Here is a 10,748-nt window from a genome sequence, read left to right as displayed (position 1 = left end):
ATCCGCTGCCCGGGGAAGAACCGTGGCGGACAAGATCCCCGGGTAAACCCAGTGACCGTCTCAGCCGTTCCGTTCTCCGCCGCCGTGGCAACGAGAGGTAACACTACACAGGCTCCGGGGGCCTCGCCAACCGTGGTTCCTCCCGGGCGTGTCGGCCTGGGAGTGCCCGTCGGCGGCGGGGCTACTCCGCAGCAGCGAGCTGCCCGCAGGCCCCGTCGATCTCCTTGCCGCGGGTGTCGCGCAGGGTCGTCGGGATGCCCGCGGCGTTGAGCCGGCGGACGAACTCGTCCTGCACGTGCACCTCGGACGAGGTCCACACGGAGCCCGGCGTCGGGTTGAGCGGGATCGGGTTGACGTGCACCCAGCCCTTGCCGCGCTTGTTGAGCTTCTCGGCGAGCAGGTCGGCACGCCAGGCGTGGTCGTTCATGTCCTTGATGAGCGCGTACTCGATCGAGACACGGCGGCCCGTCTTGACGTAGTAGTTGTGCGCGGCGTCGATCGCCTCGTCGGCCTTCCAGCGCGAGTTCACCGGGATGAGCTCGTCGCGGAGCTCGTCATCAGGGGCGTGCAGCGACAGCGCGAAGGTCACCGGGATGTTCTCGTCCGCCAGCTTGAGGATCGCGGGGACCAGCCCGACCGTCGAGATCGTGATGCCACGGGCACTCATCCCGAGGCCGTTCGGCTGCGGCGCGACCATCAGCCGCACGGCGTCCATCACCCGCTTGTAGTTGGCGAGCGGCTCCCCCATGCCCATGAACACGATGTTCGTGACGCGCTCGGCGTCGACGCGGTCCTTGCCGCCCTTGCGGGGATCGCCCCCGAGTTCCCCGGCGGCGATGGCCGCGTTGGCCCGGACGATCTGCTCGATGATCTCGGCGGTGGACATGTTGCGGGTCAGCCCCGCCTGGCCGGTGGCGCAGAACGGGCAGTTCATGCCGCAGCCGGCCTGCGAGGAGACGCAGAGCGTGATGCGACCCGGGTACCGCATGAGCACCGACTCGACCAGGGCACCGTCGTGCAGCTTCCACAGGAACTTGATCGTGTCGCCGTTGTCCGTCGCCAGCCGCCGGGTCTCGGTCAGCAGGGGCGGCAGCATCCCGGCGACGAGCTGCTCGCGCTGGGCGGCCGGCAGGTCGGTCATCTTGTCCGGGTCGGACGTGTAGTGCGTGAAGTAGTGGGTCGCGAGCTGCTTCGCCCGGAAGCCCGGCAGGCCGAGTTCCTTGACGCGGGCCTCGCGCTCCGCTGCCGTCAGGTCGGCGAGGTGCACGGGCGGCTTGCCGCGCTTCGGCGACGCGAACTGCAGCAGCGGGCGGCCGTCGGTGTCGGTCGCCTGCTTCCAGCCCTCGGTGCGCGGACGCACCTGCGGACGAGCAGACTGCTGCTGTTCGAACGGGGTACGGGTGTCGGAAGCCATCGGACCAGGATACGGGAGGCCCGCGACACGTCGGTGCCGGACCCTCCGGTGGCCGGGATGGTCACCATCCACGGCCCCGCCTGCGTCGGGTCAGCTGCCGGCGGGCAGCAGGCGCGCGAAGTGGTGCGCGGCCGAGTACATCGGCACGATGTCGACGACCTCGCCCGGGTGCGGTGCCTGCAGCACGAGTCCCTGGCCGAGGTACAGCCCGACGTGGTCCTCGTCGTCGTACACGACCATGTCGCCGGGCAGCGCCTCGGACTCGGGGATCGTCGTCGCCGCGGCGTCCTGCGTCGGGACGTAGTGCACGAGCGGGATGCCGACAGCCGCGTACGCGACCATCGTCAGGCCGGAGCAGTCGATGCCCTCGTGGCTCGCGCCACCCTCGACGTACGGGTCCCCCATGTACTGCAGGGCGGTCTCGACGATGGTGGCGCGGTCGCCGCCGGCGGACAGCGCCGCCGACAGGGCCGACTGCGCCTGGACCGTCGTCACCCCGAAGCGCAGGTCGAGCGTCGGGTACGAGACGACCGTGGTCGTGGTGGTCATGCCGTCGGTGGTGACGACGGGGACCTTGACGTCGTGCGCCACGGTGAAGGTCTGCGCGGCCTGCGAGGTCGTCGTGCCCTGCTGCGTCTCGGCCGGGGTCGCCGCGTTCGCCGGCACGGCCAGGGTCAGGCTCGAGGTCACGGCGATCGCCGGTGCGAGCAGGATCGCGGCACGCTTGGCGTTCGCGGTGCGGCGGATGTGCCGCGGGTCGACGGCCCGCTCGGCACGCAGGACGGCCTTCCGGCTCAGCACGGCCGCACCGGCGCTCGAGGCGACTGGGAGCGGACGCGGCTGCATCCGGACGGTGCGGGTCGGCTTCGGGTGCTCCACGAACGTGGCCCGGGCAGCAGCGGGACCGAGGGCCGAGCGACGACCACGGGGACGGGACAGCTGCGGCTGCGGAGACGCCGGAGCGGGTTCCACCGCGGTGTGCGGGGTCCCTCGCGAGGGCTGTCGGTCTTCGGCTGCTGCAGGCAGGGCGTGGCGTCCCATGGGTCCTTCCGGGTCGGGACCGCTGGGCGATCCGGAAAGTAACGTATTGGTCACGGGGCGGATCGAGGCTGGGCAGTCCCGGAGTGTTCCTGCGGCTCGTCACAGGAACGGGCGGTCCTCGCAGGTCGCTCAGATGCGGCGGATCCGCACCCAGGGGCCTGAAGACCCGGCCTCAGACGGACGCGACCCGCATGACGGCGGCGATCCGGGCCTCCCGGTCGGACGACAGCCGGTCGAGGCGAGCCGCCAGCGCCACGACGGACGCGTCGACCGGGGCGTCCCCCGAGATGTCCCCCGGCACCGGGACGCCGGCGCGGACGGCGAGCGGCAGCACGCCGGCCCAGACGGCGTGGTCCTCACCGTCGTCCGCGGCCTCGCCGTTGCCCTGGAACCGGACCTTCACGCTCGCGCGGTCGAGGGGCAGCTGCAGGACCTGGGTGGCGCGGACCTCCTTCGGGGTCATCTCGCGGACCTCGTCGCGGCGGCCGGGCATGAGGTGGTCGGAGATCTGCCAGAGCGCCTCGGTGCGGAGCTCGGGCGGCACGACCGTCGCGGCGCCCGCGATCATCGCGCTGCGGTAGTTCGCCGAGCTGTCGAAGGTCGAACGGGCGAACACGAGCCCGTCCAGGTGCGTGATCGTCGCTGCGACCTGCACGCCGGCGGCCCCTGCTTCGAGGAAGAGGCCGCCGCCGGTCGAGCCGTGCAGCAGCAGGACCGGGCCGGCGCCGAGGTCGCCGACGCCGCACAGGAAGGGCAGCACGATCGGGTGGCCGCCGCGGACGAACCCGACGTGGGCGAGGTGGGCCTCGGCGAGGATCGCCCGGAGGACGGCGGGGTCGTCGGACTGGCGCTCGCGGATGCGGCGGACCCGCAGGTCGGGGCCGTCGGCGGGGTTGGGGGTGCTCATGCTGGCCACGCTAGGTTCGACAGTGGTCCAGTGCGTGGACCAGATCGAGGTGATCGTGGTGGACCAGTCCGGCAAGACCGCAGGGGTCGTCGCCCGCATCCGACGGATGGTCCACGACGGCACGCTGCGCGAGGGCGATCCGCTGCCCTCGACCCGGGCGTTGGCCGCCGAGCTCGGCGTCGCACGCGGAACGGTCGTCGCCGCGTACGACCAGCTCGACGGCGAGGGCTGGATCCGGACGCGGCACGGTGCGGTGGCGCGGGTCGTCGCGTCGGCTGGGGCGTTCGGCGGGGGCGGCCGGGGCGGGGCCGTCGTCGGGAACTTGCTGCTGGCGACGGACCCGCGTGCTCGAGCGGCGGCGGCGTCAGCGGCGGCCGCCGCCGCCCGGACCATCGACTGCCGCCCCGGGGTCCCCGCCGTCACCGCGATCGCGCAGCGGGACTGGCGCGCGGCCTGGCGGGCGGCGGCCGACGCCCCACTGCGGAACGCGGTCGCGGACCCCCTCGGCACGGTGGAGCTCCGTGCGCAGGTGGTGGCGCAGCTCGGCCTGAGTCGCGGGTTCGCCCCCTCGGTCGACCGGGTGCTGCTGACCGCGGGGACCTCCGAGGCGCTGTCGCTCGTCACCGAGGCGCTCCGCGTGCACCTCGGTCGCGCACCCGTGTTCGCGGTCGAGGACCCGGGGTACCGGACCGGTCAGCGTGCGGTGCTCAGCGCGGGCGGGACCGTCGTCGGCATCCCGCTGGACGACGACGGGATGGACCTCGACGCCCTGACCGCCGCACCGCCGGTCGACGTCGTGCTCGTCACACCGACGCACCAGTACCCGCTCGGTTCGGTGATGCCGGTGGCGCGACGACAGCGGCTGCTCGCCTGGGCTGCGGCGACGGGCACGCTCGTGGTCGAGGACGACTACGACTCGGAGTTCCGGCACCGCGGCAGCCCCGTGCCCGCACTCGCAGCGCTCGATGCCGAGGGGGTGGTGCTGCACGTCGGCGGGTTCTCGAAGACGCTCCACCCGCGGCTGCGCTGCTCCTACGTCGTGCTGCCCGCGGCGGGTGGAGTGCCGGTCGGGGCCGGATCCGTGGCCGGGGTCACCGACGCGGTGCTCGCTGCCCGTCGCGCCCGCGGCGCGGTCGTCGCCGAGCCCGTGCAGGTCGCGCTCGCGCACCTGCTCCGGACCGGCGCGCTCCGCCGGCACCTCGGCCGGGTCCGGCGCGACTACACGCACCGTCGCGCCCGGATCGCGGCGCGGCTCGACGGCGTCGCCGGACTGGAGGCCCGTGCCCTGAACGGCGGACTGCACGCCGTGGTCGTGTGGTCGGGTCCGGCGACGGGGCGGGAGGTCGCGGCGCGGATGGCCGGTGCCGGCGTGCTCGTCTCGACGCTCGAGGAGTACGGGATGGCTCCGGGCAGCACCCCGGCCGGGCTCGTGCTGGGGTACGGGGCGGTGACGGTGCCGGAGCTGGACCGTGCCCTCGATGCGCTGATCGCGTCGGTCGAGCGGACCGAGACCGTTGCATGACCCTGGTGTTCTTGGTGCCCCGGTGCGCTCTGGCCGCCGGACGAGTCGCGATCAGCCGCCGGACTGAGCGGTCGCCACCACGTTCGATCCGGCCTGCTGGCACGCGGTGTTCAGGGTGCGCCCGACGAGCTCCCACTCGGGGCTGTCCTGGAGCGCCGGCCCCGACGCGGGTGCCGGGTGGGCGTCGAGGTACTCGAGCGCGTAGTCGATGGCGTTGTCGAGCCGCTCGTCGGTGCTCGTCAGGTGCTCGTACCCGAAGCGCTCCGCCGCGATCAGCGCCTCGTACTGCGCATCGGTCAGGGCACCGCGGGAACGACCGTCCGAGGCGTTCAGGGCGATCGTCGACAGCGCGCTGATCTGCCCGCAGACGGCCGCGGCGCTCCGGTCCTCCTCCATCGGGTCCACCGTGGGGGACGCCGCCGGTGCGTCCACCGCTGCGTCCGCCGACCGAGCGCTCGACGAGGTCGGCGCCGGGGCCGACGAGGCGTCGGCCGAGCACGACGACAGGGCGACGGATGCGAGCAGTGCGCCGACGACGACGGGCAGTGCGAGTCGGAGGGAAGCCATACCCGCCATCGTGGCAGCGTCGTGGTCACGCACGGGGCGTCGTGTCGCGATCGAGACCTCGTCGATACCGGATCGTGAGCAAGCGGGCGAGCCGGTGGTCAGGGTCGCTGCAGGTGTGCGCGCACCTGTGCTTGCACGGCGGCGGCATCGCGGTGGTCCCAGAGCGCGAAGTGCGTGCCCCCCGGCAGCGTGACGAGCTCGGCGCCGGGGATCTCCGCGGCGGCGCGGGTGCTGTCGTCCGGTCGGACCTCGGTGTCGGCGTCGCCGTGCACCAGGAGCGTCGGGGCTCGGACGGCACCGAGGTCGAGCGATTCGACGGCCGCGAGCTGGCGCACGTCGTTGTCCCAGCCGGCGCGTCGGGGTCCGGAGGCGTTGCCGGTCCGGGCGAGGCCGAGCAGGAACGCCCGCCGCACCGGGTCGGCCAGCACGCCGGCGACGTGGTCCCGCAGGGCACCGCCGCGCAGGGTGCTCACGCCGGCCACCGCAGCGCGAGCCGCGGCAGCCGGGGCGATGCGCGAAGCGGCCGCTGCCAGACCGGCGCCGAACGCGGTGTCGGTCACGATTCGTGCGGCAGGTCCCGCCGGCCCGGGGACCCAGCGACCGGACACCCCGGAGGCGACGGCGAGCGCGCCGATCCGGTCCGGGTGGCGGACCGCCAGGCGGTACGCGGCCGGAGCACCACCGGACCAGGCGAGCACCCCGACGCGGTCGATGCCGAGGTCGTCGAGGACCCCGGCGAGCTGGTCGGCCTCGTCGTCGATCGTGGAGTGGTCGGCGTCGAGCCGGGTGCCGAGGTAGCCCGGTCGCGAGACCGTGACCACGCGGAAGTCCTCGGACGGCAGGAACGCCCCCATCAACTCGGCGACGTCGATCCCGCCGGGGCTGCCGTGCAGGACCAGTACGGGGACGCCGGTGTCGGAGCCTCGAGTCCCGACCTCGACGCCACGGGTGACCGCTCGGGTCGAAGGGGGCATGGGCCGACGATACTGCTGGCCCCCGTGCGGCGTCGGTGGCGGGGTCAGCGGGCCTCGGGGCGCGCGGAGCCGCGGGTGCTCACGAGGTCGGCGAGGGACGGTTCGGCCTCGTCGGTGGGCACGGCCCAACCACGTCGGGCGGCCTTGCGGACGAGACGGTAGGTGGTGACCTGGACGGGCTCCACCCCGTCGGCGGATTCGTAGTTCGTCATCGTGGTTTTCTCCCTGAATAGCGAGTGGTTCGCTGCAGCCGAAAGTACCCGGACGCCGTACCCCCGGACGGGGGCCTGCGTTCCATGGCCAAAGGCCGGAGAGCGCGACACGAGCACCCTCGCCACGGCGGGATTGTTCGCATACAATGCGAACATGCTGATCACCGTCGACCCGACCGCGCGGGCCACCCTCGCCGAACAGGTCGCGTCGCAGATCCGGTACGCGATCGCACGCGGAGACCTCGCGAGCGGGGAACGCCTGCCGTCGGCGCGCGACCTCGCCGCCGCGGTCGACGTCAACATGCACACGGTGCTGCGCGCCTACGCACAGCTGCAGGACGACGGACTGATCGAACTGCGGCGGGGTCGCGGAGCAACGGTCTTGCGATCGGGCAACGCGTCGTTCGACCGGCTGCGCACGCTCGTGGACGAGCTGCGCGACCAGGCCGACACGCTCGGGGTGCCGCTCGACGACCTGTTCACGATGATCAAGGGGGCACGATGACCAACCGACCGATGCACGTAAGGACTCGCCTGGCTGTGGTGGCACCCGGGATGGTGGTGCTGCTGGCCCTGGTGGTCGCGGCCCTCGTCGCCGCACCGAGCCTGCCGGACCGCATGGCCGTCCACTTCGGGGCCGACGGCACCGCGGACGGCTGGAGTTCGCCCTGGCCGGTGTTCTGGATCACGCTCGCGGTGACCGCCGGCGCCGTGGCCCTGGCGTTCGCGGCGCTGCGGATGCCCGACCGCCGGACCGCCGCCACCCTGGTGCTCGTCGCCAACCTGTTCGCCGGCAGCCTGGGCACCGCCTGGATCGTGCTCGCTGCGACGAACACCGTCGGCGACGGGACGCTGTCCGGCTGGTGGACCGTGCCGTTCCTGGCCGTCAGCGCGGTCATCGCCGCGGTCCCGGTCGTCGCGCTCGTCCGGACGGCTCCCCCGGTGCCGGCGCACGACATCGAACCGCTGCGCATCGGTGCGGACACACGGGTCGCGTGGCGCGCCCGCATCGGCAGTCGCTGGTTCGCGGCGCTCGGGGCCGTCGTCGTCGGACTCGGGATCGGCACGGGGCTCGCGATCGCTCCGGCCGACCTCGGTACGGCCGTCGCCTCCGGAGCGGTGTTGGTCGTCGCTGGGCTCGCCGTGCTGGTGCTCGCCCGGGTCGAGCTCACCGTGGACCGGCGTGGGATGCGACTGACCTCCACGTGGACCCGCATCCCGCTCATGCGCGTCCCGCTCGAGCGGATCGAGTCCTGCGGGTGGGAGGACGTCTCGCCCGGACAGTGGGGTGGCTGGGGCTACCGGTTCTCCGGCCGTGGGGTCGCCTACGTGGTGCGGTCGGGGCCGGGCCTCGTGGCACGGCTCCGCGGCGGGCAGGCACGGATGGTGACGGTGCCGGACGCTGCGGGCGGGGCCGCGGCCCTGGGCGCGCTGCTCGCCCACCGCACGCCGGCCTGACGGGGCTGCGCCGGGCCTCCCGGTCGGGGTGGTGACGCCACGAGTCTCGGGTGAGGCGACAGTTCTCGCGCCGCGGAACCCGAGAGGTGTCGCTCAGACCGAGTCTCGGGGCGAGCGCGCCCCGCAGGCGGTCAGAGGCTCGTCATGCCGCCGTCGACGCGGAACTCGGCGCCCGTCGCGTAGGACGACTCCGCGCTGGCCAGGTAGACCATGATCCCGGTGACGTCGTCGGGGGTCCCGGGGCGACCGAGGGGCGTGCGGGCGACGATCGCGGCCCGCGCTTCGGGGTCGCCGGAGATCGCCGAGACGAGGCCGGTCTCGGTGTAGCCCGGCACGACGGTGTTCACCCGGATGCCGTCCCGCGCGTAGGCCATCGCGGTCGCGCGGACGAGCGCGTGGATGCCGCCCTTGGTCGACGAGTAGGCCGCGAAGTCCGCACCCTCGCCGTTCAGCCCGGTGGGTGAGCCCGTCGCGATGATCGACCCGCCGCCGCCGGCCGCGAGCATCGTCCGGACGGCGTGCTTGACGGTCAGGAACGTGCCCGTCAGGTTCACCGCGACCGTGCGGTTCCAGGTGTCGAGCGACACGTCCGCGACCGCAGCGTCCTGGCCGAACAGTTGCACGCCGGCGTTCGCGACCACCACGTTCGGCGTCAGGTCGCGCTCCGCGAGGGCGGCGAACCCGGCTGCGACGCTGGTCTCGTCGGCGATGTCCATGGTGAGCGGCAGCGCGAGCGCGCCGGCTGCCGCTGCTGCGGTGCCCGCCGCCGTCGCGTCCCGGTCGGCGTAGACGACGCGCGCTCCCTCGGCGACGAACCGGTCCGCGATCGCACGGCCGATGCCGGAGCCCGCCCCCGTGACGAGTGCGGTCGAGTGGTCGAGTCGAGCGGTCATGCGGGAGCTCCGTCCTGGGAGCGTCGTCGCTCCACGGACCCATCATTGCCCAACCGGTTGACCGGTGGTAGTCATGAGCCATGACTCTGACGTCGATGGGCACTGTGGTGTCGATCGGTGCGTGGCGGTTCACGCTGCGCGGTGCCGAGCTCGCGGACCTCGCGTACGACGGCGAACCGGTGCTGCGGGCGATCCGCTTCGTGACACGGGACCACGACTGGCGCACCGCCGACGACGTCGTGCTCGCCCGGACGACCGACACCGGCACCGGCACCGGCACCGACAGCACGAGCGGGCGCCTCCGCGTCGAGGCCAGCGCCCGCTACGACGGCACCGAGGTGCTCCGGTACGTCCTCGAGGTCACCGTCGACGGCCCCATCCTGCACGTCGACGCGGTCGGCACCACGACGACGCCGTTCCGCCGCAACCGCATCGGCCTGGTCGTGCTCCACCCGCCGACCCTCGCCGGCGTGCCGTTCACCGCGCGGCACCCGTCCGGCACCGCCACCGCGGCCGCGTTCCCGACCTGGATCGCGCCGGACCAGCCGGCCGCCGACCTGTCGGGGCTGGACTGGTCGACGGGTCGGGTCGCGCTGACGCTCGACTTGGCCGGCGACGTGTTCGAGACCGAGGACCAGCGCAACTGGACCGATGCCTCGTTCAAGACCTACTCGACGCCGCTGTCCGAGCCGTTCCCCGTCGCGCTCGACGCGGGCTCCGTGGTCCACCAGTCGCTCACGCTGCGCGCGACGACGGACGACCGACCGGGAGGCACGGCCTCCCCCGCCCCGGACCTCGCGTTCCTGGACGGGCCGGCTCCCACCGCCGTGGTCGCCCCGCCGCCGACGCTCCAGCTGCTCGCTGCCTCGGCCCCTGCCGCTGGGCGCCCGACCGCGGCGCCGCTCGACGTGCCGGTCCTGGTGGAGCCCGTCGTGCTGGTCGAACCCGTGCTCGGCGATCCCAACGTCGGGGCGGTGCTGGCGTCAGCTCGGCTCGATACGGGTGGCGGGCCGCTCGACGTCCGGTTCGTCACCGACGACCCGGATCGGCTGCGCGCCGCGATCGACGACGTGCTCGACTCCGGCGCGGTCGTGCGGATCGGCGCGTTCGACCCGACCTCGCACGTGACGACCCCGGCGCTGCAGCAGGCCCTGCGCGATGCCGCGGCTGCTGCCGGCGACCTCGAGGTCGTGGCGGGCACCCGCGCGCACTTCACCGAGCTGAACCGGACCGTCGACCTGTTCCGCGACTGGGACGGGCCCCTGACCTTCAGCGTGACGCCGCAGATGCACGACCGGTCGCCCGAACAGGTGACCGAGTCGATCCGGATGCAGCGCTGGGTCGTGATGAGCGCCTCCCGGCTTGCCGCCGGCAGGGCGCTCCACGTCGGACCGGTGACGCTGCGGCCACGGTTCAACGCGGTGGCGACCTCCGCGCGCGCCGTCGTGACCGACGCGACGATCGAGGCCGGGTACGGGCCGCAGTTCGTGGCGGACGCGACGGACCCGGCGCAGCACTCGGCGGCGGCGCGGGCGTGGTTCGCGGCGTCGGTGGAGGCGCTGACGGTGCCGGGGGTCGCCTCGATCACCCTCGCCGAGGCCTGGGGACCCCGCGGCGGGCCGCTGCCAGGGTAGCGGGCGGTGAGTCCCGCGAAAGCGACAGATTCCCGCCTTGGGTTCAAGGGGTGGTTGCAACACCTTGAGTGGTGAGGTGTTGGTGTGGGTCGTTGGCACACGCGTGAGGACAAGCGACGGTTCTGG

General features: G+C 73.5%; 11 protein-coding genes. 4 read left to right on the top strand and 7 right to left on the bottom strand.

Features of this window, described 5'->3' with window-relative positions; all coding sequences use genetic code 11:
- Positions 1-181: 181 nt before the first annotated feature.
- From rlmN to EDF47_RS19605, 3 genes are all read right to left on the bottom strand, one after another.
- Positions 182-1,414, bottom strand: a complete 1,233-nt coding sequence (gene rlmN / locus EDF47_RS19615) for a 23S rRNA (adenine(2503)-C(2))-methyltransferase RlmN (protein ID WP_133939181.1) — start codon at positions 1,412-1,414, stop codon at positions 182-184.
- A 90-nt stretch (positions 1,415-1,504) separates the two neighbouring features.
- Positions 1,505-2,455, bottom strand: a complete 951-nt coding sequence (locus tag EDF47_RS19610; RefSeq protein ID WP_133939183.1) for a C40 family peptidase — start codon at positions 2,453-2,455, stop codon at positions 1,505-1,507.
- Positions 2,456-2,627: 172 nt separating this feature from the next.
- A complete protein-coding gene (locus EDF47_RS19605; RefSeq protein ID WP_133939185.1) occupies positions 2,628-3,362 on the bottom strand; it encodes a pyridoxamine 5'-phosphate oxidase family protein in 735 nt (244 codons plus the stop codon).
- Between the two features lie 34 nt (positions 3,363-3,396).
- Between EDF47_RS19605 and EDF47_RS19600 the strand changes: the two genes are divergently transcribed.
- Positions 3,397-4,884 carry a PLP-dependent aminotransferase family protein gene (locus tag EDF47_RS19600; protein WP_166673285.1) on the top strand — a complete coding sequence of 496 codons (1,488 nt, stop codon included), beginning with the start codon at positions 3,397-3,399 and terminating at the stop codon, positions 4,882-4,884.
- A 51-nt stretch (positions 4,885-4,935) separates the two neighbouring features.
- Here the strand turns inward: EDF47_RS19600 and EDF47_RS19595 are convergent, their stop codons facing one another.
- The 3 genes from EDF47_RS19595 to EDF47_RS20015 all read right to left on the bottom strand — a co-directional run bounded on the left by EDF47_RS19595 (position 4,936) and on the right by EDF47_RS20015 (position 6,637).
- Positions 4,936-5,451 carry a hypothetical protein gene (locus EDF47_RS19595; protein WP_131847530.1) on the bottom strand — a complete coding sequence of 172 codons (516 nt, stop codon included), beginning with the start codon at positions 5,449-5,451 and terminating at the stop codon, positions 4,936-4,938.
- Between the two features lie 98 nt (positions 5,452-5,549).
- The gene (locus tag EDF47_RS19590; RefSeq protein WP_133939189.1) at positions 5,550-6,425 is read right to left on the bottom strand and encodes an alpha/beta hydrolase; all 876 of its coding nucleotides are present in this window, start codon (positions 6,423-6,425) and stop codon (positions 5,550-5,552) included.
- 44 nt (positions 6,426-6,469) lie between these two features.
- Positions 6,470-6,637, bottom strand: coding sequence for a hypothetical protein (locus tag EDF47_RS20015; RefSeq protein WP_159572230.1), 168 nt, complete (start codon positions 6,635-6,637; stop codon positions 6,470-6,472).
- Between the two features lie 154 nt (positions 6,638-6,791).
- Here EDF47_RS20015 and EDF47_RS19585 point away from each other — a divergent pair, with 154 nt between their 5' ends.
- Together EDF47_RS19585 and EDF47_RS19580 are read left to right on the top strand one after the other, a co-directional pair.
- Complete coding sequence (locus EDF47_RS19585; RefSeq protein WP_111086536.1) at positions 6,792-7,142, top strand: GntR family transcriptional regulator; 351 nt, start codon at positions 6,792-6,794, stop codon at positions 7,140-7,142.
- Positions 7,143-7,180: 38 nt separating this feature from the next.
- Positions 7,181-8,095: a DUF1648 domain-containing protein gene (locus EDF47_RS19580; protein WP_243834116.1), complete on the top strand. Its 915-nt coding sequence runs from the start codon at positions 7,181-7,183 to the stop codon at positions 8,093-8,095.
- A gap of 131 nt (positions 8,096-8,226) precedes the next feature.
- Here EDF47_RS19580 and EDF47_RS19575 read toward each other — a convergent pair whose 3' ends face one another.
- Positions 8,227-8,988: an SDR family NAD(P)-dependent oxidoreductase gene (locus EDF47_RS19575; RefSeq protein WP_133939191.1), complete on the bottom strand. Its 762-nt coding sequence runs from the start codon at positions 8,986-8,988 to the stop codon at positions 8,227-8,229.
- 80 nt (positions 8,989-9,068) lie between these two features.
- Between EDF47_RS19575 and EDF47_RS19570 the strand changes: the two genes are divergently transcribed.
- On the top strand, positions 9,069-10,622 hold the full coding sequence (locus EDF47_RS19570) for a hypothetical protein (protein ID WP_133939193.1): 1,554 nt from the start codon (positions 9,069-9,071) through the stop codon (positions 10,620-10,622).
- Positions 10,623-10,748: the final 126 nt, after the last annotated feature.

This window comes from Curtobacterium sp. PhB190, from assembly GCF_004365385.1.
Taxonomy (GTDB): Bacteria; Actinomycetota; Actinomycetes; order Actinomycetales; family Microbacteriaceae; genus Curtobacterium.
This window is presented reverse-complemented; position numbering and strand designations above follow the sequence as displayed.

Coding starts and splice junctions, on each gene's coding strand:
- rlmN (WP_133939181.1), bottom strand. CDS start 1,414: ATGGCTTCCGACACCCGTACCCCGTTCGAACAGCAGCAGTCTGCTCGT.
- EDF47_RS19610 (WP_133939183.1), bottom strand. CDS start 2,455: ATGGGACGCCACGCCCTGCCTGCAGCAGCCGAAGACCGACAGCCCTCG.
- EDF47_RS19605 (WP_133939185.1), bottom strand. CDS start 3,362: ATGAGCACCCCCAACCCCGCCGACGGCCCCGACCTGCGGGTCCGCCGC.
- EDF47_RS19595 (WP_131847530.1), bottom strand. CDS start 5,451: ATGGCTTCCCTCCGACTCGCACTGCCCGTCGTCGTCGGCGCACTGCTC.
- EDF47_RS19590 (WP_133939189.1), bottom strand. CDS start 6,425: ATGCCCCCTTCGACCCGAGCGGTCACCCGTGGCGTCGAGGTCGGGACT.
- EDF47_RS20015 (WP_159572230.1), bottom strand. CDS start 6,637: ATGACGAACTACGAATCCGCCGACGGGGTGGAGCCCGTCCAGGTCACC.
- EDF47_RS19585 (WP_111086536.1), top strand. CDS start 6,792: ATGCTGATCACCGTCGACCCGACCGCGCGGGCCACCCTCGCCGAACAG.
- EDF47_RS19575 (WP_133939191.1), bottom strand. CDS start 8,988: ATGACCGCTCGACTCGACCACTCGACCGCACTCGTCACGGGGGCGGGC.
- EDF47_RS19570 (WP_133939193.1), top strand. CDS start 9,069: ATGACTCTGACGTCGATGGGCACTGTGGTGTCGATCGGTGCGTGGCGG.